Origin of the sequence: Synechococcus sp. GEYO, assembly GCF_900473955.1 — a bacterium.
GTDB lineage: Bacteria > Cyanobacteriota > Cyanobacteriia > PCC-6307 > Cyanobiaceae > Synechococcus_C.
The window spans coordinates 75,042-96,287 of the sequence record NZ_UCNL01000010.1; the positions used below are offsets into that span (position 1 = coordinate 75,042).

20 protein-coding genes and 1 pseudogene are annotated in these 21,246 nt (G+C 48.3%); 14 read left to right on the forward strand and 7 right to left on the reverse strand.

The features are described from left to right. Positions 1-2 precede the first annotated feature (2 nt). Together DXY37_RS10610 and DXY37_RS13700 are read left to right on the forward strand one after the other, a co-directional pair. Positions 3-227, forward strand: coding sequence for a hypothetical protein (locus DXY37_RS10610; protein WP_067096734.1), 225 nt, complete (start codon positions 3-5; stop codon positions 225-227). A 52-nt stretch (positions 228-279) separates the two neighbouring features. Next, positions 280-408 carry a hypothetical protein gene (locus tag DXY37_RS13700; RefSeq protein WP_256377378.1) on the forward strand — a complete coding sequence of 43 codons (129 nt, stop codon included), beginning with the start codon at positions 280-282 and terminating at the stop codon, positions 406-408. 122 nt (positions 409-530) lie between these two features. On the opposite strand, the gene DXY37_RS10615 is transcribed toward DXY37_RS13700, so the two are convergent. After that, positions 531-872, reverse strand: a complete 342-nt coding sequence (locus DXY37_RS10615) for a hypothetical protein (RefSeq protein WP_067096462.1) — start codon at positions 870-872, stop codon at positions 531-533. Positions 873-1,859: 987 nt separating this feature from the next. Here DXY37_RS10615 and DXY37_RS10620 point away from each other — a divergent pair. Then, positions 1,860-2,141 carry a DUF3764 family protein gene (locus tag DXY37_RS10620; protein WP_115126649.1) on the forward strand — a complete coding sequence of 94 codons (282 nt, stop codon included), beginning with the start codon at positions 1,860-1,862 and terminating at the stop codon, positions 2,139-2,141. Positions 2,142-3,011: 870 nt separating this feature from the next. Here the strand turns inward: DXY37_RS10620 and DXY37_RS10625 are convergent. Both DXY37_RS10625 and psbE read right to left on the reverse strand, forming a co-directional pair. Continuing rightward, complete coding sequence (locus tag DXY37_RS10625) at positions 3,012-3,668, reverse strand: response regulator transcription factor (protein WP_115126650.1); 657 nt, start codon at positions 3,666-3,668, stop codon at positions 3,012-3,014. Between the two features lie 1,087 nt (positions 3,669-4,755). Then, positions 4,756-4,842, reverse strand: a pseudogene (psbE, locus tag DXY37_RS13800) (cytochrome b559 subunit alpha); the annotation flags it as partial. Positions 4,843-4,957: 115 nt separating this feature from the next. Between psbE and DXY37_RS10635 the strand changes: the two are divergent. From DXY37_RS10635 to DXY37_RS10670, 7 genes are all read left to right on the forward strand, one after another. Continuing rightward, the gene (locus DXY37_RS10635; protein ID WP_115126651.1) at positions 4,958-5,260 is read left to right on the forward strand and encodes a hypothetical protein; all 303 of its coding nucleotides are present in this window, start codon (positions 4,958-4,960) and stop codon (positions 5,258-5,260) included. Positions 5,261-6,373: 1,113 nt separating this feature from the next. Then, on the forward strand, positions 6,374-6,607 hold the full coding sequence (locus DXY37_RS10645; RefSeq protein WP_170951859.1) for a Nif11-like leader peptide family natural product precursor: 234 nt from the start codon (positions 6,374-6,376) through the stop codon (positions 6,605-6,607). A gap of 277 nt (positions 6,608-6,884) precedes the next feature. Further along, entirely contained in the window at positions 6,885-7,394 is a 510-nt protein-coding gene (locus tag DXY37_RS13105; protein WP_136975593.1) for a hypothetical protein, read from the forward strand. 450 nt (positions 7,395-7,844) lie between these two features. Beyond that, positions 7,845-8,117 carry a DUF3303 domain-containing protein gene (locus DXY37_RS10650; RefSeq protein ID WP_115126654.1) on the forward strand — a complete coding sequence of 91 codons (273 nt, stop codon included), beginning with the start codon at positions 7,845-7,847 and terminating at the stop codon, positions 8,115-8,117. A 1,442-nt stretch (positions 8,118-9,559) separates the two neighbouring features. Next, positions 9,560-10,594 carry a chlorophyll a/b binding light-harvesting protein gene (locus DXY37_RS10655; protein WP_115126655.1) on the forward strand — a complete coding sequence of 345 codons (1,035 nt, stop codon included), beginning with the start codon at positions 9,560-9,562 and terminating at the stop codon, positions 10,592-10,594. 617 nt (positions 10,595-11,211) lie between these two features. After that, the gene (locus tag DXY37_RS10665; protein ID WP_115126657.1) at positions 11,212-12,021 is read left to right on the forward strand and encodes an alpha/beta fold hydrolase; all 810 of its coding nucleotides are present in this window, start codon (positions 11,212-11,214) and stop codon (positions 12,019-12,021) included. Between the two features lie 2 nt (positions 12,022-12,023). Next, positions 12,024-12,983 (forward strand): NAD(P)/FAD-dependent oxidoreductase, encoded by a 960-nt coding sequence (locus tag DXY37_RS10670; protein WP_115126658.1) that lies wholly within the window; start codon positions 12,024-12,026, stop codon positions 12,981-12,983. 54 nt (positions 12,984-13,037) lie between these two features. On the opposite strand, the gene fldA is transcribed toward DXY37_RS10670, so the two are convergent. The 4 genes from fldA to DXY37_RS10685 form a co-directional block, all read right to left on the reverse strand. Then, complete coding sequence (fldA, locus tag DXY37_RS10675) at positions 13,038-13,544, reverse strand: flavodoxin FldA (RefSeq protein WP_115126659.1); 507 nt, start codon at positions 13,542-13,544, stop codon at positions 13,038-13,040. 154 nt (positions 13,545-13,698) lie between these two features. Further along, a complete protein-coding gene (locus DXY37_RS13395) occupies positions 13,699-13,866 on the reverse strand; it encodes a hypothetical protein (RefSeq protein WP_170951860.1) in 168 nt (55 codons plus the stop codon). A 279-nt stretch (positions 13,867-14,145) separates the two neighbouring features. Then, positions 14,146-15,795, reverse strand: a complete 1,650-nt coding sequence (locus tag DXY37_RS10680; protein ID WP_115126660.1) for a SulP family inorganic anion transporter — start codon at positions 15,793-15,795, stop codon at positions 14,146-14,148. Positions 15,796-15,799: 4 nt separating this feature from the next. Then, a complete protein-coding gene (locus DXY37_RS10685) occupies positions 15,800-16,168 on the reverse strand; it encodes a hypothetical protein (protein WP_115126661.1) in 369 nt (122 codons plus the stop codon). A gap of 117 nt (positions 16,169-16,285) precedes the next feature. On the opposite strand from DXY37_RS10685, the gene DXY37_RS10690 reads away from it, so the two are divergent. The 4 genes from DXY37_RS10690 (at position 16,286) to DXY37_RS10705 (ending at position 21,237) form a co-directional block, all read left to right on the forward strand. Beyond that, a complete protein-coding gene (locus tag DXY37_RS10690) occupies positions 16,286-17,248 on the forward strand; it encodes a DnaJ C-terminal domain-containing protein (protein WP_115126662.1) in 963 nt (320 codons plus the stop codon). 52 nt (positions 17,249-17,300) lie between these two features. Then, positions 17,301-18,302 (forward strand): porphobilinogen synthase, encoded by a 1,002-nt coding sequence (gene hemB / locus DXY37_RS10695; RefSeq protein WP_115126663.1) that lies wholly within the window; start codon positions 17,301-17,303, stop codon positions 18,300-18,302. A 161-nt stretch (positions 18,303-18,463) separates the two neighbouring features. Next, the gene (locus DXY37_RS10700; protein ID WP_067096422.1) at positions 18,464-18,862 is read left to right on the forward strand and encodes a VOC family protein; all 399 of its coding nucleotides are present in this window, start codon (positions 18,464-18,466) and stop codon (positions 18,860-18,862) included. After that, positions 18,862-21,237, forward strand: coding sequence for an endonuclease MutS2 (locus tag DXY37_RS10705; protein ID WP_115126664.1), 2,376 nt, complete (start codon positions 18,862-18,864; stop codon positions 21,235-21,237). Before DXY37_RS10700 ends, DXY37_RS10705 begins: the two co-directional genes overlap by 1 nt. The last annotated feature ends 9 nt before the right edge of the window (positions 21,238-21,246 follow it).

Below are 21,246 nucleotides of genomic sequence, written 5' to 3' on the forward strand. Positions count from 1 at the left end.
GGATGAATCAGCCAAGTCTTCAAAAACTTCGATCACTCCGACTCGATGCACTAGCCCGTGACGACAGGGCTGTGGCTGATCTCAACGCTCGAATCTCCAACTCTCCCGACTATCTGGTGGAGGAGCTGATGAACAAGCATGGGTGGCCTGCCCATGAGGCCCTTTGCGCTGTTCAGCAACTACAAGAGAAAGTTCTTCGCAACACAACAGAGCAGGCTGCAGCCTGAGTCGTGATGTTGAGCATGGTGTTGTGCTCATGGGATGACGAGCCAATGACTCATGGATGAGGACACCAGCAAAACAACCAAAACGGTCTGGTTCTTGGCGATCGGTCTGAACGTGATCGCTTGGGGCGGCTATCTCGTGCTTACCAGAGTGATGGGAATCACCTTTGATTCGGTTCGTTAGAGCCTGAGCTCACGTTTCGTCTTCGCAGCTCAGAGCGAGCAGAAGAGATCGGATGTCTGATCGACCAAGAAGCCTTGTGAAGGCCTAGATCGAACAGATCCAGGCCAGTGTCCTGATGGTGCTCAGAACTTGCGCGGATAAGGGGGATTCCCAGCCAGTTCGACGTTGATCTCTTTGCAGATATTCATCCATGCTCCAAGTCCAAAGTTCACACCGTTTGGACCGTCGATGAAATCCTGGAACTGCTGCGCAGTGATGTCCTCACGCACTTCCCAGATGCAGAACGCAGGTCCTTCTGGACCAACCGGGCAGAAGCAATGGTTATAGAAACCATCCTTCAAATTATTCGCGACTGCCTCATCCCAGCCTCCTCCTGGAGCCATGGCTTTCTGAGCTGTCTCCCACCATTGCTGGGCTTTCCCGGCCCGAAACTCATGGTGAACATGGAAGAACTTAGATGCCATCAATCGATGCCGAGTGCCGTTCGATCATCGCCTTTCCCTGCTGTTGCCCTCGTATCTGAAGCTTCTCAATAAGGTTTTGATCTTCGAACGGTTGAGGTGGCAGTTTGTAACGAATCCAAAAAGATCGAGAGGTGTCCTTTTTTTGGTTTCTCGACCAACCAACGCCAGCTTGCTCGATGAGGGGAATCGCCTGGTGCAGCGCTTAAGAGGAAGACCTCGGTGATTTTTGCCAAAATTTAATGATCCAGGTATTGCTGACTTCATTGTTCCCAATCCTGCCTCTTTAGCTTGAAATTAGTTTGGTTTGTTCAATAAAAATGAATGCATTTCCGTGTATCAAAAGCAAAATTAAGGCTGAAATGCTCTTAGTTTTTGTGACCTTACTTGAAATTTGCTACAGAGCTTATGGGTGCATCTGAATTGAGATCACCACACCAGTTGACACTTCTTTCTGACTTGAGACTCTTTCTTTCGCCACTGCGAAATCTCAGATTTGACTGATGACTCGATAATGACATGCCAGCGTTTTGTGTCGCTCGGCCTTACTCTTTTTGGATTGGTGCTGTTTGATTTGCAAGTCTGCAGCTGGGGCCAATTTGACATGCTAATGCGCGAAATGGCTTGTGAACTCCCTCATGGATAAATTCACCAATTTGTTCGGCATGGGCAGTGTGGATTTCCATTCGAATCGTGCCTCTTCCAGAGTTCTAGAGTTGCCTCGGGAACAGTCAAGGTGGGATAACAATTTCTCCTCATGCCGCAGCAACCTGGTTGCTCAATAGTTAAATCGCAGGGCATTCAACTTTGGTCAGCCTCTGCTTCATACGCAGAAGCTTGCTGGGATTTGTTCCAGAGCTACTTCCACTTGATAGCGTTGGCGAGTGCAGCCTTCTTGGACGACGCGATGATTGCTGATCTGGCTCGTTCGATGCCATCAAAGCTCTCACTGCATATCCTTGGCTGAATCAACTTTTGGTCTAATTAGAAATGATCGAAACCACTGTTCTCGATTTTGAGCTCAGCAATACCTTCCAAGAATACAAAGCCTATATGGAAGCACCTGAGCAGCAGGTCATGTTCTCAGAAACGGGTGTCAAGATTTTCTATCTCGGTGTTTCTCAGGAAAACCCAAAAAGGGCAACCGTCATATTTCAAGGGCCGGAAAATATTCTGTATGACATTTTCATGAATCCGCAGACCAAGCCAATCGTTGAGGCTTCTGACCATATTTATGAAGAGACGGTAATCACGCGTTGGCTTGCTGATTAGATCTTTAGCGAAACAGTGGTTTTTGCTGGTTTAGGAGAGTCACACCTCCCTAGCTGCTTGATGATGCAAGTTATGTATCTTTGGTTTGTTCTTGATTTATTTTAAGAATCTGTTGTAAGTATTGGATTTATATGTTTGCGAGGTCAGTAAAACTATAATTTTTTGATTTGTGATATTGACGGTGAGGTCGGCTGAGGCCCATTTGCAAACCGTATTTTATTGTTTGGCAGGTATTTTGAGATAGTCCTTTGATTATCTTTGCCATAGCTATCATTAGTCTTGGTAAAGAGTTACAGCAGTAGTTCTTTACTACGCAGATTGCTTTGAATTCTCAGGAAGTTGCTTTAGCGCTTTTGTAGAGACTGAGCGTGAAGCAGGCTGCCCCAAAGCTCACTACAAGAACCAGAAGATCAGTTATTCCAAACATAGTGGTCAAGAAATTTACAGAAGTTTACGCAAGCCGCTGCGAAGTGTAAAGGCCTCTGTGGGATTGATCGTCGGTCTGGTGATCGCGCTTGGCGACCTCGCTTGATCTTTTGGAGTGACCTATGAGGGTTGGTTTTGAGACAAGCCTGGCTTTCACAGCCAGAACTTTGTCCAGAGAATCATTTGCGACAACTCACTGAGCTGTCTGGTTGATTTTGTAAATGCTCAGAACGAGGCAGGCTGTCGAAAAGCTGACGAATAGAACAAGCAGATTTGAACTCGTCATAGAGTTGAACTAAGTACAAATACTCTAAGAGTTCAATCCGTCTGTTGCGAGTGGCTTGGTTGCTCGAATGGCAGACGTCATCGCAAGACTGTTCAAGATTGATTCATGCCCTCAAGAGAGTCGTTGCGCTTACTGAGTTATATCAGCTTGATCAGAACTTAAATATCGACTTCGAGCAAACCATGAGTGAGAGCAAAAACAGCAGCTTGGGTTCGATCTCTAACTCTCAGCTTCTGGATTGTAGTACTGACATGACTTTTGACTGTTTCTGAAGACAAGAATAACGATTCTGCGATTTCAGAATTTTTCATTCCTTGGATAATGCAGTGCAGAACCTCACGCTCGCGCTCAGACAATGGATCGATGAGCTCAGGAGGTTGTTTGATCGTTGCTGTAGCGGCTGCACGAACTGATTTCGGATAATAGACACCACCATTGTTTGTCGTGGTCAGTGCATTAATGAAGTCTCCATGCCCTGATCCCACCGATGATATGAACATAACTCCATCTGCTCCAGCATCCATCGCTTCATGGACAACATCAGTTGTTTCTCGCCCTAGAAAAATCAGGGCAGTAATTTTGGGATTGTGTGTTTTGACTCTTTCTACAAGACGAATACCATATCCCTTCTCAAGATCTTCACTTGTAATCAAAAGTTCAGGGTTGAATTTTAGCTGTAAGTTTAGTCCTTCCTCTTCAGTGGTTCCCCCACCAATCAGTGATTTTAGAATAGGCGTGCAAAGACATAAAGCGGTCAGTGTTAATCTGTTCTTACTACAAACCAAAACTTTTTTCTGCTTAACAGTGCTTGGCATCGATCAGCAGCTTGCTTAAGCGGAAGTTCGTTTGGGTTGATGAGCACGCGCTGGACATCTTTTTGATCAAGCTAGTGAGTCCGTGGCTTGAATGCAATTCATTGTGGCCTCACACAGCCTGAACATTTCATGTGATGATCTCTAAGGCTCAATACGGGAGCATTCCCGATTTTGGTGACTTGTGTTGATCAACCAATACTCAATGATGCGTCATGAGGCAATAGACGTTCTCGCTTTGACCAGCATCAGCCTCAGTATTACTGCATAGGCGCCAATACATCAACTTATTTTAACGAACGATGCTCATTAGTATGGTGGATTGGAATACATCAATTTAAACTTTTTAATCAATATTCTTAGCTCAGTTTTCCCCTCACGCTGAAGTGGCGCCTTACGTGTGGTCGCTTGTTCTGTCATTTGGAATGGTGATTTTGAGTATTGCACCGCTTTATATGGCTCGCTTTAAAGCTCAGTTTGAGATGAGTGATCTTTCGCCTCTACGCGCAACGTTTGATCGTTATCCCGCCTGGGGGAAAAGAGCCAGCTGGGCTTTTGGTCTGCTTTGCAGTGGCTTTCTTTACGGTGTCTGTTTGTCAGCCTTAATTTAAACTTGAGGAACTCTCTGATCATTTGAGTTCTCTACTCTTGTGATTGAGCTTGTACTTAAATGTTGTCAAATTGATGACAAAACCTTCATTTTATTGATAATTGACATTTTGTATTTGCGTTGATTCTAGTATTTCTCATGTTCAAGATAGTTGGCAAATTTGCGGATCATATCGATGCAGAACTGTCGATCGACTCCGTGGACTGTTTTCCAGCTTTCGTACATCACACTTAGATCTTCCCAGGCATTGTCATAGACAGTTTTTGGGTAGTTATGTTGCTTTGAACGATCCACGTGTTGATTCCTGTTCGTTGCTATTAGCATTTTCTTTCTAAATAGTAGCCACTTGTTATTAGTAGCGTTGCTATTGGATGAGTTATCATCTCGAAATTCATAAATTATATAGAATAGTCGTCACTATTTGACGACACATTGCATGGATTGCTATCAGCACCAAATTCTGTTTTTGACCATTGCTCAGAACGTGTCGTAAGCCAGTCCTGTTGAGACGAATAGAAAGCCTGCAATAAAAATGCCAGCGTAGATCAGCATGATCCGCGTGTTCACCCGATGACTTTCGAACCGAAGTCATAAATAGCAACGGTCAATTCACCACCCATGTGTTGCTGAGCACTAAGGAGAGCGAAGAACGGGTCTTATGATCAGATGTCTTTTTGGTTAGATGCAAAAATTACTATCTTTGATCAGCAGTTTGTTTCAGTGGCTCTCTAAAGCTCTGAAAGGTGGTGAAAGCTGGTTCTTAGTCATTGATCAGGCCGTTGCTGCTCAGGAAGAATTTGCGAATCAGCAAAGGCAACTTGAGCAGCGACGAGATCAATCGATTCGTCACGATAAATTTAATCGGCGTTATGAATCCCAGTGTTTTGTGTCATCAGATCGCCTGACGTTTTATGAAATTTGGATGACGTTGAATCCGATTTCTGTCTTTATGTTTTTGCGATATGCCCTTAGTGATGTTGTCTAACAAGCTAATCATGATTTTATTGTATGTCTTTGCGTCTAAAATTATTACTAGTTGACCTCGCTCTTGCGGTGATTTAAGACTTTATTGGCGTGACGATCAGCTGTTAGAGCGTCTTGATTTTGAACTCAGCTCTTGAGCCCGCTGTCGTCGTGGACTTTGTTGTGCTCCAGTTTTTGCTCCAAGTCCGATGCACGGAAAAGCCTTCTTCGTATGAATTCATGAAGTTCTATAATGACTGCAATTGAGCTTTGAACCATTAGCGACCTTTCTCCAAAGCGCATTCCTGCGCGTACCCTCCGACGCGGTTACATCAATGAGTTCTTGAGTATGGCCAAAACTGTTCAACCACAGGGCTTTGCACCACAGGACATTGATGATTTAGAGGGTTTTGATTATATGGATATTGCCTCGCGGGTTAAAAAATAAATAGTGTCATGACATTAAAGCAGTCATTTCGCAGAATTTAATTGACTTGTTTGTATTAACTAAGTCTTAAACGATGATTTCAGTGCAGGATCGTCCATAAGCCCCACCTGCTGTGACCATCAGTACATTGCGTGAGTCGTTAGTTTGTCTATCATAAACTCAGTTTATAAATGCCTTTATGCATTTTGCTATCCCTACTGACGAAAATATTGATCTTATTTGGACGCATATTGTTAAAGCTATGAGTAGTGGCTCCAATCATCTTGTCTGCCCCAATGCTTCTAGCTTTGTCACAACTAAAGATGGTCTTGAATGTATAGTCCGTAGTGCTAGTGGAGTTTTACTAGCTAATTGTTATTCTGAAGACGATCGAATGGGTGGTCGTCGATGGACTATTAATCTTGTTAAATGAAGATATACGCTGAAATTTGCTCATTGTTTCGTTTGTGAGACCTAAGTCTTTCGGTCTTGTCTTTGCCTAAAGCTTAAAAATAGCTTGCTCTTGGTTGCGTCTGTTGCTACCGCTTTCACTGAGTTTTAAATTTAACTTATTCAATAAAGCTAAACAGTTGATGTAACTATCTTAATTTAAGATAGTTATTCGTTTGTAATTGGCGTGTCAATTGCTTGTATCTTGAGATTCCTTTCGATCTGTTTATGAACTCTTGCGAGACAGTGCCCTTTTATATGGGGAGATTTCAGCAGTGTCAGCAGTCAGAACAAGATCTTTGTGCTTTCCTTTCTAGGCTCAAGGATGATGCGACTCTTCAGCAAAAAATCGCTCAGGCGAATAATGAAGATCATGTCGTTGCGATTGCCTTGGCCGAGGGCTTTGTTCTTGATAAAGAAAAGTTTTGGCTATATGAATCCAAGCGATTCAAGAGATGTGTTGAGCGGCGTGGCTTCTATTCAAAACAATAATCGAACCTCTCTTTGAATACTTGTTTTGTTGACATCTAGAATTTACCTTCTTGCGAGATTGCCTACGTTATTTTTGTTCAATGATTCAGTCGGAGTTTGACAGTTTGTTATGAACACTCTGATGATGCTAGATCTATGCATGCAAAAGTAATGATTGCACTTGATTGATTTTAATCAATTGATTAAATTTTGCGTGCTGCTTTTCTTGTCGTAGCGCGATCTCAGTGATTCAATCGATACATGACTTTGCTAATTTGCGTTTGCTATTTTCCCTGACATGCAGCATTGTGCACAAGAGATTGCATTTATTATGATTTTTATGAAAAACACTATTCTGTCAATTGTTTTCATCTTTTGCTTGTCTTTTTTCACAGTTGTTCCTTCTGTCGAGTCGCTCGACCTTGAATTAAGCCAGCTTGATCTCGCGAAATGTGATACTGCTGATCCTGCCTCTAAACAGCCAAAAGGCTATCGTTCAGGGTGCTATATATTGGATGGTGAGATTAAAAGCACTGCTAAAAGTTTGATCAAGGATGTTGATGTTTTTGCGTTTATCTATGATGCTTCTGGCGAAGAAGTGCTGCCTAATCGTCCTAGGATAGGTTCTATTAATAATGTGCCAGTAGGAACCAGTCAATTCTCTGTGCGTGTGCCAATTCCATCATTTGCTGTTCCTCCATTTACGATTAAAAAAGCAAAAGCTAAAGTCGCAATACCAGTTCCAACAATATCTAAGGATTCTTCTGATGAGGATATTCTACCTCTCGAACGTAGTATCGAAGGCTAATCCTGAAGATCGATCTTTGTTAATCAAACCTATCTCTGTTTGTTTACATAAGGTCAGACCGCTGGATGGTCTTCCATTATTGAACCTTAAATTCTTGGTTTTCTGATTTTTTTGCCTATAGCCAAGCTCCTCTGCTGTTTCTTGATTGCAAATGTCTGCATATGGTGAACTTGCAGGTATCAAACCTTGGCTTAGTGCCTCGCGCTAGATAAGTGTTTTTACCTAGAGTGATCGGGTTGCATCAATAACGTGTTTGTTGCGCTTGGTCTATTCCTCGCTTTTGGGGTTGGCTTGTTTGTGTTGTCATTGTTTGAGTGATCCCGATTGATTCATTGGCTTTTATGTCCTCGTTACTTGCGTGGATTATATTGATAGTGACAATTCAGATCCGTTCACAACTATCTTTTTTGTCCATTTTGTGCGATCCTGTCCAGGTCAATTTTTTTTCTTATGACTTTTTTGATGCATTGGTCTTTTAAGACTGGATATCATGAGATTGCAGCCAAGAAGTTTTTATCAACAGGAGCGCCTTTCCCAGCCTGTCAATCTTGGAAGCGCTTTCATGGCCCAGGTTCTGTCGAAGGTTGGATCTTAGTCGAGGCGGATAATGCTGATGCATGTTATGAACATGCTGCTGAATGGGCAGAATATCTTGACTGGGAAGTGACTCCTGTTCTGACTGATGATCAGGCTGGTCCTCTGATTGCTAAGGCATACAGCTAATCCTAGATTTTGCGCACAATGCTTCACTCGAATAGAGAGGAGCATTGTGTTTTCTAAATGTCCTTTTTGAAGGATCTAGTTCCATAATTTGTCGATATTCTATCTTCTAGCCTGCTTCTTGCATATGCTTTTCGACTATCTAATTTGTTTTGTAGTGATGCATCGACATAATCTGGGAGTGATGACTGACTTGTCGTCGACCATTGTTCAATATGCTGTTTTTTTGCTGTTAGTTTTTGCCCGCATGACACTTAGTGAGTTTTGCCAGTGGCTGAAACTCGATCGATCGGTGCCTTTGCTGACTTATTTTTAGTTTTTGTAGCATCTAACTCCTTCGCTTGAACTTGATGATTCTCAGCTCTGTTAAAAATGTTGAGATCTTCGCTTGCTTCTCGTCCACAATTAGATTGCGACTTGGATAATCGCTGCTCTATCAGTCTTTATGGCTGTTTTGAGTATGATGCAGGTGGGCACCGGCATCTGGATTAAGGAGTTGTCGGGCTGACAACTCCTCAATCCGTTCTTGACTTCCTTCAAGATGTTTGGCTTCATGGTTTTGATTGTTGATCAATCAATTCCAACTCTTCTTAGTTTTTGATGCATAGATTAGAGCTTTTACGGTCTAGGTAGGTTTTGTGGATTAATGACAAAGCACTTAATATCGCGCATGATTGATTTTGGTGACACAAATAGATGTTCTGAGATTGTTTTGTAAGACCATCCCTGTTGCCTTAGTGCCATAGCAATTCTTACGCGTTTACTTCGCCAACCCCCACTTGGCCCTAGTCGTCGAGATATTTGATTCGATGAACCCACTGACATTCTTGGATTATCAGATGTTCGATTATCGGCTTTTAATCGATCTTTCTGTGTCAACAATGATTGTTTCCATGGTAGATTTTGAATCTTGTATTTTTACCTAGCTGCTTGCTTGCAAAGTTGTTGCTGTTTTTTAATCTAGTTTTTAATATTTCATAAGTTTGGTTGTCTCATTTATTTCAACTTGGCGTGTGCATTTTGCCACTACTGGTCTTTGCTGCTTGGGCTCCAATGGCCATCATTCAGATTTAGTTCGCATTTATTTTTGCTTCATATTTTCATTGAAGCTTTTTAAATTCTACTTAATTTGTGACTGCTGAAAGTATTTTTCTGGATTCATGATCGTTTCATAGTCCTTGCTCTAGGTCATGTTTTGCTGCTCTTAAGGTATGGCGTCTCTCGTTCCTACAACACTTAAGTCATTCCACCTAGCAATATTTACTTTTCACAAGCTTTCTCTTTTTTTTGTGACGTTCCGTTGGCGCGGCTGTCATACGCTACGAGCTTGGGTTAAAAAAGGGTTTGAGGCCTGTCTCATAAATTTTTAGCTTGAAAACTATTGTTAACGGACGATTAGAGCAAATTGATCGGTTATTAGGTTGTGATTGCCTTTCATTTTCCCAATGCAATCGTATGGAAATTCATCAGTCACATATGACTGGTGGGCGGGAAATTCTGGAGTAGCGAAGCGCTCCGGCTCTTTCATCGCTGCGCATGCTGCACATGCCGGTCTCATCATGTTCTGGGCCGGAGCATTCACTCTTTTTGAACTCGCTCGATACGACGGCTCCCTGCCGATGGGTGAGCAGGGTTTGATTTTGATTCCTCACTTGGCTGGTTTGGGGCTCGGTGTTGGGGATGGTGGAGTCATCGTCGACTCACAGCCCCTGATTGTCGTTGCTGCTACGCACCTTGTTTCCTCCGCAGTTCTGGGTGCTGCTGGTATTTGGCATACTCTTCGTGCTCCTAAGGATCTTTCCGAAGCAACTGGGCGCGCTAAAAAGTTCGATTTCAGCTGGGATGATCCCAAGAAACTCACTTTTATCCTCGGTCATCACCTGATTTTCCTTGGTTTGGGTGTCATCGCCTTCGTTGAATGGGCTCGAGTCCACGGCATTTACGATGCTTCGCTTGGAGCAGTTCGTACTGTTGAGCCCAATATTGATCTGGGCATGGTTTGGGGCTATCAGACCAACTTCCTGACGATCAGTAGTTTGGAAGATGTGATGGGTGGTCATGCTGTTCTTGCGTTCATTCTCACAATTGGTGGCGTTTGGCATATCATCAGTTCCCCTTTCGGTCCTTTCAAAAAAGTCCTGATTTACAACGGTGAGTCGATCCTTTCTTACTCACTGGCGGGCATCGCACTGATGGGTTTTGTGACAGCGATCTGGTGTGCTCAAAATACAACGATTTATCCCGTCGAATTGTATGGCGCTCCCTTGAAACTGAATTTCGCTTTCTCCCCTTATTTCACCGACACGTCTACTCTTCCGGGAGATGCCCACACGGCTCGTGCGTGGTTGGCGAATACACACTTCTATCTTGCTTTCTTCTTCCTTCAGGGACATCTCTGGCATGCTCTCAGGGGCATGGGTTTCAACTTCAAGAGCGTTGTAAATGCTTTTGAATCCATGGATAAGGCAAAAATCAACTGATTCCTTATTTCGGTCAGTTCACTTCAAAAGCCCCTGTTTAAGGGGCTTTTTTTTGTCTGTTTTTTCCTGACCCTTGATACTTGTTTTCTTGAATCATTGTGTGTTGTCGCAATAGGTGTTGTACACCTCAGATGTACAACTAGAGTCCTTTTGATGCTTGCTTGAACCTTGCGCAGACAGAGCCTCAGGATGTTTCGATCCGTTCACCTGCGTTCGGTGCCTCTGGTGTCATCTTTTTTTGGCTAATTGGCGAACTGCTTGATAAGACCCCTCCGCATGATTCATTTGATACTCCTAAGCCTGCCTCTATGCATTTAGGTTTGCTTAAGGATTGTGTGTTGCTCTCATGTCCAATAGTCAATCTGCATTGCTCGCCACTCATTCCAAGGTGGTTGATTTATATCTTGAGACAACATGTGCTGGTTTTATCTCTGACAGCGCTTATCAGTCTCTGATTTGTCTTGAGCAGTCGGCCGATAAGATCGATCAGAAGCTCATCAAGCACCTCAAGCAGAGGATTTCACAAGGATCAATCTCTGTTGCTAGTCCTGCGACATAGTCGCCTTGTCTACGTAGCGTGACTCCATTTTATACGACGGCTTGTTAGCTGTGCTTCGATGCCAGTGCCGCACTCTTTCAAACTAAATGAAATGGTGCAACATATGCCTCAAGACAAGGTCCTTTGGATTGATCTGCAACCGACCTTGCATTGTCTCAATAAACGTGTTGCTCAATTACTAAGTCGATCGTTTGCGGTACAGCGATGGTCTTTTCAGCATGATCTTGATGAGTCGTGCTCTGTGGCCACGGTGCATGACCTGCTTCGTCAGACCCTTGTGGCTTCTCCTGAGCCGATGCACCTTGTTGGCCACGGTATTAGTGGCACGGTTGCTTGTCTTTTCGCAGAAAAGTACCCTGACCTGGTAAAATCTCTTACACTGCTTTCTGTTGATACCCTCTCAGTCAACCACTGGTCCTCTCACTACTTGGACATGCGGAGTCAATTGCCATCTTCAAGGCAAGCCATTTTGAGACATTTGTCGTCTTTGCTCTTCTCCCATCAAAATCCTCGTGCAGTTGAGGTGCTTCCTTGCCTTTTGGCAAAATGTTTAGACAATGAATTTACTCAAGGTTCTATTGTTAATCAACAGCATATTCCAGATTTAAATACACCTAAAGAGGTTCCAACTTTTATTTTGAATGGTGAAAGCGATTTTGTTGTTGACACTAATTCACGCGACCGATGGTCTAAATCGCTAAAATCTGGAGATCGATTTGTTTGCATGGAAAAAGGTCGCCATTTCTTTCAGTTTGACCAATCTCAACATGTAGCCCAATTGATTACAGCATTCATTCAAATGGTTCCTGGTCCATGGATTGACCGTGAGCTTAGTTCCAATGACTTTACTTCTCTCGCTCGGAGTTAATTATGTCGGATATTTTTGAAGCTGATGTCATCATTGTTGGCGGTGGTCCAGCTGGCTGCGCCTGTGCCCTCTACACAGCGCGCTCTTCATTGAAGACTTATATTTTAGATAAAAATCCAGCCGTTGGTGCCCTTGCAATTACCCACAAAATTGCAAATTATCCTGGCGTTCCAGCAGATACTTCTGGTGCTGATTTGCTCAAAACAATGAGAGATCAGGCAATTAGTTACGGTGCGGATTATCAGCAGGTTCAAGTCTATGGAATTGACTTATCTGGCTCTGAAAAAACTGTTTATACCCCTGAAGGAACCTTTAAAGGGAAGACTCTTGTTCTAGCAACTGGAGCAATGGGACGAACATCAACACTTCCCGGTGAAGATCAGTTTCTTGGTCGAGGTGTCAGTTACTGCGCCACGTGTGATGGTGCATTTTATAAAAATCAACAAGTTGCAGTTTATGGATCGAATCAGGAGGCTATTGATGAGGCTCTTGTTTTAACCAAATTTGCTTCAACTGTTCATTGGATCACGAATAGTAAGCCAAATACAAATTGCACCGGCCTCTCTCAGCTTCAATCTGCGCCAAACGTGAAGCACTGGAAGCGAACACGGTTGACTTCTGTGGATGGTGACGATTCTGGGGTAACTGCAGTTAAGCTCCAAGAATCAGGTAAGGACGAAGATACTCAATTGGACGTGAATGGTGTTTTTGTTTACTCGTCTGGCAGTTTACCAATTACCGATTATTTGCATGGTCAGATTCCTTTGACCGAAGAAGGTGGTGTTCAAGTCAACGATGACATGATGACGGGAATGGATGGTGTTTGGGCGATTGGCGATATTCGCAATACCCCTTTCAAGCAGGCCGTTGTTGCTTGCTCGGATGGTTGCATTGCGGCAATGTCGATCGATAAATTCCTAAACCAGCGTAAAGAAATCAGAGTTGATTGGGTACACCGCTAATAAGCAATAAAAAAAGCGCCCTAGGGCGCTTTTAATTTATTCTCTGATCGATGATCAGGCTTCTGAATTGATTTGTGCGACCCAGGAAGAGAGGCGTTGGTCGGTGAGTTCAGACTCGTTGTCTTCGTCGATAGGCAGTCCACAGAACTTACCGTCGATCACACTCTTTGACTCATCAAAGGTATAACCTTCAGGAGATACTTGACCGATCATTTTTGCGCCAGATTTTTGGAATGCGCTATACAGCTCTTCCATGGCGTCACAGAAATAGTCGCCGTAACCTGAGGAGTCGCCCAGTCCGAGAATCGCAACGGGCTTACCAGCAAAATCTTGACCAGGAATTTCAGTAATCAGGTCGTCCCAGGCTGTACCTGAACGTGCTTCATCGGCACCTGTATTCCAGGTTGGAATGCAGCAGACGAGAGCTTCTGCAGAAGCCAATTCGTCGACACCGCTGACGCTGTCTACATCTTTGGCATCAGTCCCCAGAAGTTCCTTCAGGCGATCGGCAATATCTTCCGTTTTGCCCGTTGATGTTGCAAAGAAAATCGTGAAAGCCATAGGAATTGGATAACTGAATCATCATCCTTGCTTCAGGCCAAGGTTGTTCCCGCTTTTGACGCGCTTCTTAGTTCTATGTGACACGCTTGCCTGTAATTTTGCTACAAGCTTGTGACATTTTGTGTTGAACTTGCTGTTTTTAGCGCGACTCTCGTCACATCTGCAACGGCATCCCTTTTGGCGATGTCATTTCACGGTATTCCGACAATGCCTGATCGAATCCAGCCTCTCTGACGCGCTGCAGCCATTTCTTGCGATTCAGTGAATCAGATTCGATGTAGTCAATAAACGCTTCCAGGGCTTGCTTTCCCGTCAATGCCATGACTAACTTTCTTTCTGGCGTAACTTTATCCTTCGCTGGTCTTATCGCCGCTTTTGCTTTTACTTGACTATGTATCGATTGTCATGGGTTTAGCTTGTGGCCTGGATGGCCATTATTGTGCTGATGATTTTTATTCAGTCTTCTGTTCACTTGTGATATGTTGCTGTTTGCATTCCGCTTCAGACTTGCTTCGCTGTTCATTGATTTATTGATAAATTTTCTCTTTGCCTCTTAATGACTTGCCTTGTTTTCTAAGGGTATTTCGTCTTATTCCTGGAGTCAGTTGTTTGTCTTGTTGATCCAGTGCACTGCTTGATCTAATGCTTCAAGCCTTTCGTCGATTAGATGTTTGATTCCAAATTGCGCCAGCCTTTGTTTGACTTTCCCGCTTGCCCCCGTCACCAGGACTCTGCGCTGCTGTCGTTCAGCCTCTTTAACCATTCTCTCGATGGCAAGGCTTGCTGTGACGCCTAGATGTGGCACATCTGTGATGTCGAGAAGTAGCACTTTGTATTGCCTTACAAGCATCATTCGTTCACTAATTCCCTTCGCTGCACCGAAACTTAGCGGGCCTTGCATTCGGAACAGAATTAGATCATCACCACAGCGTTTCATTAAACCCTGCTCTTGCGTCGTCAGATGCCCCGTTCCGGTGTTCATGTTGCCGAGCTGATGATTCGTCAGCGATTCAATCGTTAGCAAATTGGCCACGAACATTCCTACAAGAACGGCCCCGATGAGATCCCAGAACACCGTCATCAAGAGGACTCCCCACATCACCAGTGCCGTTTTGTACGACAGCCTGTGAGCTCGAAGCAGGAAGCCCCAGTCGATGATGTCCAGCCCGACCTTGATCAGGATTCCCGCCAGCAGTGCTGTTGGGATGCTTTCGGCAAGAGGGCCGGCTCCTAGCAACAAGACAAGCAGCATCACGGAGTGCGTCATGCCTGACAGCGGTGTTCGTCCGCCTGATCGGATGTTGATCACAGTTCTCATCGTTGCCCCTGCACCTGGGAGCCCGCTGAACAGTCCTGAGATGCCGTTGGCAATGCCTTGACCCACCAGTTCCCGGTCTGATCGATGGCGGGTTTGGCTGATGTTGTCAGCCACTAGCGATGTGAGTAACGAGTCAATCGCTCCGAGCACAGCAAGCACCAAACCCGCTTTGAGTAAGAGCGGGAGGTGGTTGCTCCAGTTTGGAGCGCTGAACCTCAGTCCTCCTTCAGGGATCGAACCGATGCGTGGTAGGTCTTCTGGAAATAGCCACAGTGCGAGTGGCGTGATCAGCAGAAGCCCCAACAATGGTGAGGGGATCACTTTGGTCACCCGTCTTGGTGCGGCGAACACCACAACCAGTGTCGCGATGCCGACCGCCACTGCTGCGGGGTTGGGCGTGAAATTGCTGCTCACCATTTGCAGCGAGGACACCACTCCTCCCTGGCTGCTGATCCCCAACAGAGGGCCAATCTGGAGGCACAGAATGATCACGCCGATCCCCGACATGAACCCGGAGACCACGGAATAGGGAACCAGAGTGATGTATCGCCCGAGGCGAAGCACCCCCATCAGGATCTGCAGTAATCCTCCAAGAACGACTGCGGCCATCACCATGGCAAGCATGTCTCCCTGGCTGAGCTCCCGGCTTGCTCCGACTGCCGCGAGACTGCTGACCACACCTGCCACCGTGACACTCATCGGGCCTGTAGGTCCGCTCACTTGGGCCGGTGTTCCGCCAAACAGTGCCGCAAAAAAGCCTGTGATGATCGCTCCGTAGAGACCGTAAATCGCCCCTCCTGGGCCTAGCGCTGCATTGCCGAATGCCAGGGCCAGTGGCAGTGCCACGACTGCAGCAGTGACACCACCTGTGAGATCTCCCCGCCAGTGTCGCCATTGAAAGCCGTTGATCAGGGAACGCCTGCTCGCGGTCATCGTGTTAGGGGGTCCGGGGCATTCCAGACCAGATCCTTAGGCCCTCCAGGGATTGCACACCTTCCCGCCGCTCACCGTTGGGCAGGATCCAGGTGGGATAAGCCCGGATTTCCTCTTGTTTGCAGGCAGCCGCTTGGATTGGTAGTTCCTCGGGTTTCCCGCATTCCACGTAGGGAAGACGGATTGCCGCATCGCCAAATAGTCGTGTTTGGTACTGACATGCTGGGCAGCGCCAGGAACCGTAATAAATGACCTTGGTTCGGCTCAGAAAGTCAGCCAGAGCGCCGGGATCGGGACCTGCTTTGGCTGTGCCACTGCCAATGAAGGCGATGTTGAGGCTGCTGAGTGCGCCAAGCAGAAGAACTTTGAGCATTTGCGAAATGTACGTGCGTTCCGACGTACGGGCATCCGGCCTCCTTCATCGGTGCCGAACCCCGGACGGAACTGGGACACTGAGACCAATCGGAGCTCTTGGAGCGCAGCGATCACCATGGCCGGCAGTGGATACCGCGATTACTTCAAGGTGCTCGGGGTAGAGCGCAGTGCTGATGCCGATGCGATCAAGCGGGCTTTTCGCAAGTTGGCGCGTCAATATCACCCCGATGTGAATCCCGGCGATGCCAATGCTGAGGCCAAATTCAAGGAGGTGAGCGAAGCCTATGAGGTGCTTTCCGATCCGGATAAGCGCCGCAGATATGAACAGTTTGGTCAGTACTGGAATCAGGCCGGAGCTCCTGGTGCTGGAGCGGGTGCCGGAGGGTTTGATGTTGATTTTGGCCGCTACGGCAACTTCGACGATTTCATCAATGACCTGCTGGGTCGTTTCGGCGGCCCTGGTAATGCAGGCTTTGGAGGCGCTCCAGGCGGATTCGCCGGCGGTGGTGGTTTCCCCCGAGGGGCTTCGAGGACTCCCTTGAATCTCGATGCTGAAGCCAGTGTGAAAGTGACCTTCGCCGAGGCTTTCCGCGGTGCTGAGCGAACTCTCTCTGTGAATGATGAGAGGGTTCAAGTCAGGATCCCTGCCGGGGTCAAAACAGGATCCAGGCTTCGGCTCAAAGGCAAGGGGAATTTGCAGCCGGGAACCGGACGCCGCGGAGATCTCTATCTCAATCTCGAGGTGCAGGCGCACCCGGTCTGGCGTCTCGATGGTGATCAGCTACGTGCGGACCTGCCCGTCTCCATTGATGAGCTTGCTCTAGGTGGCCTGGTGAAGGTCATGACACCTGACGGTGAGGCTGAGGTTTCGATTCCCGTCGGTACATCGCCTGGCAGGAGCCTGCGTCTGAAAGGGAAAGGTTGGCCCTTGAAAGCCGGTCGTGGTGATCTGCTCCTCAATCTCAGCGTGCAGTGGCCCAGCCAATGGTCGGATCAGCAGCGCAATCTGCTGGAGCAGCTCAGAGAAGCCCGAACCGACGATCCCCGTAGCGACTGGCTACAGAGCGCTCGTCTTTGAGACCCTGACGGCTGTTGACGCTTACGATCTCCTGCACCGATCAAGGCTGCTGATGGACCTCACCTACCGCCCGCGTCGCCTGCGCCGCTCGCCGGCGTTGCGAGCCATGGTCCGTGAAAACACTCTCTCCCCAGCAGACTTCATTTATCCGTTGTTTGTGCATGAAGGTGCTGGAGTGGAGCCGATTGGCGCCATGCCGGGCTCCAGTCGCTGGAGCCTTGATCAACTCACTGGTGAGGTGAAACGTGCCTGGGATCTGGGCATCCGTTGCGTGGTGCTTTTCCCCAAGGTGGCTGAAGGACTTAAAACTGAGGACGGGGCTGAGTGCTTTAACGAAAATGGTCTGATCCCTCGTGCAATCCGCCAGCTGAAACAGGAGATCCCTGAGATGGCGATCATGACGGATGTCGCCCTGGATCCTTACTCCTGTGATGGCCATGACGGCATCGTGAGTGAGCAAGGCGTTGTGCTCAACGATGAAACCATTGAGCAGCTTTGCAAACAGGCTGTGATGCAGGCCCGTGCAGGTGCTGATCTCATCGGGCCCAGCGACATGATGGATGGTCGAGTCGGTGCCATCCGCGAAGCCCTTGACGATGAAGGCTTTGAGCATGTCGGTGTGATCAGCTACACGGCTAAATATTCATCCGCTTATTACGGCCCCTTTCGCGAAGCACTGGATTCAGCCCCGCGCGCGACGGGTAGCAAGCCGATTCCTAAAAACAAGGACACTTATCAGATGGATCCTGCCAATGCCAGGGAAGCCATCACAGAGGCCCAACTCGATGAACAGGAAGGGGCCGACATCATGATGGTGAAGCCAGGTCTTGCTTACCTCGACATCATTCATCGACTCCGTTTGGAGTCGGAGCTGCCCATCGCTGCCTACAACGTCAGTGGTGAATATTCGATGGTCAAGGCAGCGGCCGAGAAGGGATGGATTGATGAGCGATCCGTGGTTCTCGAGACGCTGCTCAGCTTTAAAAGGGCTGGAGCTGATCTGATCCTCACTTATCACGCTTGCGATGCCGCTGAATGGTTAAAGCAGGGATGATCTTGTTGACCAGGAGCTGAGATTGGCAGTCTCTGGTGTGGTTCGCCTGAGCACTCGTTCGTTTCTGAGGGCTTTCGATCCGTTCCTGGATTGAATTCACAGTCAGGCCACCGCTCCGGGGTCTGCGACCTACAGAATATGTGGGCTGAATGAGATCGTTCATGTCTGCCGTGCAGCGCCTTGGTCATGTCGCCATCCGCGTCAGCGACATGGAACGAGCTGTGAGTTTTTACACCGGCCTAGGCATGCGCATGGTTTGGGAGGCCAACGACTGGTGCTACCTCGAAGCTGGTGATTCCCGCGATGGTCTGGCTTTGCTGGGCCCTAAATACAAGGCTGCAGGTCCCCATTTCGCCTTCCATTTCCGCGATCGTGCAGAAGTGGATGTCGTTCATGACCGCTTGAAGGCTTCAGGTGTCGCGGTGGGTGGTGTTCATGACCATCGCGACGGCACGGCATCCTTTTACCTACGCGATCCCGAAGGCAACTGGTTGGAGATGCTCTATGAGCCTCCAGGGGGAATCCCCACCAATCAACCTGGAGTCGCTCAGCCCGATTGATGTCCGCCCTTGAAGAAACACTGGAGCTGCTCGAGTGGCCGCGCCTCTGCCAGCATCTCTCTACCTTCACCAGCACGCTCCAGGGGCGACGTCACTGCTGCCAAGGTTTACTGCCGGAATCTCTTCCTGAAAGCCTCATCCTTCAGGCGAAAACGCAGGAGATGGCAAGCCTGGATGGCCTTTTAGATGGAGGCCTCAGCTTCCAAGGGGTGGCTGATCTTGATCGGATTCTGCTGCGTTGCAGCAAGGGAGGTGTTGCCTCCGGTGAGGAGCTGCTCGCAGTTGCCGACACCCTGGCTGCAGCGCGTCGTCTGCGCCGACAGATCGATGACCCTGATCTCAGGCCGGTGTGCACTGCTCTGCTCTCGGATGTGGCCACCTTGCCGGAGCTGGAACAACGCCTGAAGTTCGCCATTGAAGAAGGAGGTCGCGTCGCCGATCGCGCCAGTGCCTCGCTGGAGGGACTCCGTCGGCAATGGCAAGAGCTGCGGTCACGCAGGCGCGACAAGTTGCAGGATGTGATCCGCCGCTGGGCAGCACATCTTCATGACACGGTGATCGCTCAGCGGCATGGACGACCTGTGCTCGCTGTGAAAGCTGGAGCTGGTGGCCAGTGTCCAGGCATGGTTCATGACAGTTCTGCCTCGGGCAGCACAGTGTTCGTCGAGCCCAAGTCGGTTGTCGATCTGGGGAATCGGTTGGCGGATCTCGACGGCAGGATCCGTGAGGAGGAGCAGCGTGTTCTCGCTGAACTCAGTGCTGCTGTTTCTGAGCAGGTCGATGGTTTGCTCGCACTGATGGCGGTGCTGTTGGAGCTAGATGTGGCTCTGGCACGAGGTCGTTACGGGCAATGGCTAGGTGCTGTTCCCCCTCGGCTCGAGGCCGCAAGTGATGCTCCGTTCACACTGCAGAATTTGCGTCATCCTCTGCTGGTGTGGCAGGAGCGCAAAGAGCAGGGGCCATCGGTCGTTCCCGTCAGCGTTGATGTCTCGGCTTCTCTGAGGGTGGTTGCGATCACGGGCCCTAACACCGGTGGCAAGACCGTCACGCTCAAAAGTCTTGGGCTTGCTGCACTGATGGCACGTGCAGGGCTCTGGCTCCCCTGCACTGGCAGCCCAACCCTGCCTTGGTGTGCCCAGGTTCTCGCTGATATCGGCGATGAGCAATCACTGCAGCAGAGTTTGTCCACCTTTAGTGGCCATATCAAGCGCATCAGTAGCATTCTGGAGTCGATCGGCTCGAGTCCAGCTCCTGCTTTGGTGCTGCTTGATGAAGTGGGAGCTGGGACTGATCCCAGCGAAGGCAGTGCTCTGGCCACGGCTTTGTTACGTGAGCTGGCAGATCGTGCCAGGCTCACCGTGGCCACGACCCATTTTGGTGAGCTCAAGGCTCTCAAGTACAACGATCCCCGTTTTGAGAATGCTTCGGTTGCTTTCGATAGTGAAAGCCTCTCTCCGACGTACCACTTGCTCTGGGGAATTCCTGGTCGAAGTAATGCTCTCGCCATCGCCACGCGGCTCGGTCTAGATGCAGGGGTGATTGATCAAGCTCGCAGCCTTCTCTCACCACGCGGGGATGGGGAAGCCAACACTGTGATCCGTGGACTAGAGGAACAACGTCAGCGTCAGCAGGCTGCTGCCGAGGATGCAGCTGCCTTGTTGGCCCGAACTGAACTTCTGCATGAAGAACTGCTGAAGCGTTGGGAGACACAGAAACAACATTCCGCTGAACGGCAGGAACGGGGCAGGCAGCGCCTCGAGACCTCGATTCGCTCAGGGCAGAAGGAAGTACGGCAGCTCATCCGTCGTCTCCGTGACGATCAGGCCGATGGTGAAACGGCACGGAAAGCTGGTCAGCGTCTGCGCAAGCTCGAGGACCGTCATCGACCTGAGCAAGAGCGACGGCAGCATCTGGGTTGGCGCCCTCAGGTGGGTGATCGCATCCGTGTTCTGGCACTCGGCAAAGCTGCTGAGGTGCTGGCTGTTTCCGACGATGGCTTGCAGCTGAATGTGCGCTGTGGGGTGATGCGAAGCACCGTTGAGCTTTCAGCTGTGGAGAGTCTTGATGGCCGCAAACCTGAACCTCCAGCACCAGTGGTTCAGATCAAGGCGCGCCGAGGCAGTGGCGCTGCTGAGGTGCGGACCTCACGCAACACAATTGATGTGCGTGGCATGCGTGTGCATGAAGCTGAGGCTGCTGTTGACGACGTTCTGCGAGGGGCAAATGGCCCTGTTTGGGTGATCCATGGCATCGGCACCGGTCGCCTCAAACGTGGCTTGCGTGACTGGTTGGCTTCACTGGACTACGTGGAGCGTGTGCTGGATGCTGAGCAGGGTGATGGTGGCGCTGGATGCAGTGTCATCTGGGTGCACTGAAGAGGGCTT

What these genes read in the sequence shown, in the direction of transcription:
- DXY37_RS10610 (WP_067096734.1), top strand. Translation starts at nt 3, where the DNA reads ATGAATCAGCCAAGTCTTCAAAAACTTCGATCACTCCGACTCGATGCA.
- DXY37_RS13700 (WP_256377378.1), top strand. Translation starts at nt 280, where the DNA reads ATGGATGAGGACACCAGCAAAACAACCAAAACGGTCTGGTTCTTGGCG.
- DXY37_RS10615 (WP_067096462.1), bottom strand. Translation starts at nt 872, where the DNA reads ATGGCATCTAAGTTCTTCCATGTTCACCATGAGTTTCGGGCCGGGAAA.
- DXY37_RS10620 (WP_115126649.1), top strand. Translation starts at nt 1,860, where the DNA reads ATGATCGAAACCACTGTTCTCGATTTTGAGCTCAGCAATACCTTCCAA.
- DXY37_RS10625 (WP_115126650.1), bottom strand. Translation starts at nt 3,668, where the DNA reads ATGCCAAGCACTGTTAAGCAGAAAAAAGTTTTGGTTTGTAGTAAGAAC.
- DXY37_RS10635 (WP_115126651.1), top strand. Translation starts at nt 4,958, where the DNA reads ATGCAAAAATTACTATCTTTGATCAGCAGTTTGTTTCAGTGGCTCTCT.
- DXY37_RS10645 (WP_170951859.1), top strand. Translation starts at nt 6,374, where the DNA reads ATGGGGAGATTTCAGCAGTGTCAGCAGTCAGAACAAGATCTTTGTGCT.
- DXY37_RS13105 (WP_136975593.1), top strand. Translation starts at nt 6,885, where the DNA reads ATGCAGCATTGTGCACAAGAGATTGCATTTATTATGATTTTTATGAAA.
- DXY37_RS10650 (WP_115126654.1), top strand. Translation starts at nt 7,845, where the DNA reads ATGACTTTTTTGATGCATTGGTCTTTTAAGACTGGATATCATGAGATT.
- DXY37_RS10655 (WP_115126655.1), top strand. Translation starts at nt 9,560, where the DNA reads ATGCAATCGTATGGAAATTCATCAGTCACATATGACTGGTGGGCGGGA.
- DXY37_RS10665 (WP_115126657.1), top strand. Translation starts at nt 11,212, where the DNA reads ATGCCAGTGCCGCACTCTTTCAAACTAAATGAAATGGTGCAACATATG.
- DXY37_RS10670 (WP_115126658.1), top strand. Translation starts at nt 12,024, where the DNA reads ATGTCGGATATTTTTGAAGCTGATGTCATCATTGTTGGCGGTGGTCCA.
- fldA (WP_115126659.1), bottom strand. Translation starts at nt 13,544, where the DNA reads ATGGCTTTCACGATTTTCTTTGCAACATCAACGGGCAAAACGGAAGAT.
- DXY37_RS13395 (WP_170951860.1), bottom strand. Translation starts at nt 13,866, where the DNA reads ATGGCATTGACGGGAAAGCAAGCCCTGGAAGCGTTTATTGACTACATC.
- DXY37_RS10680 (WP_115126660.1), bottom strand. Translation starts at nt 15,795, where the DNA reads ATGACCGCGAGCAGGCGTTCCCTGATCAACGGCTTTCAATGGCGACAC.
- DXY37_RS10685 (WP_115126661.1), bottom strand. Translation starts at nt 16,168, where the DNA reads ATGCTCAAAGTTCTTCTGCTTGGCGCACTCAGCAGCCTCAACATCGCC.
- DXY37_RS10690 (WP_115126662.1), top strand. Translation starts at nt 16,286, where the DNA reads ATGGCCGGCAGTGGATACCGCGATTACTTCAAGGTGCTCGGGGTAGAG.
- hemB (WP_115126663.1), top strand. Translation starts at nt 17,301, where the DNA reads ATGGACCTCACCTACCGCCCGCGTCGCCTGCGCCGCTCGCCGGCGTTG.
- DXY37_RS10700 (WP_067096422.1), top strand. Translation starts at nt 18,464, where the DNA reads ATGTCTGCCGTGCAGCGCCTTGGTCATGTCGCCATCCGCGTCAGCGAC.
- DXY37_RS10705 (WP_115126664.1), top strand. Translation starts at nt 18,862, where the DNA reads ATGTCCGCCCTTGAAGAAACACTGGAGCTGCTCGAGTGGCCGCGCCTC.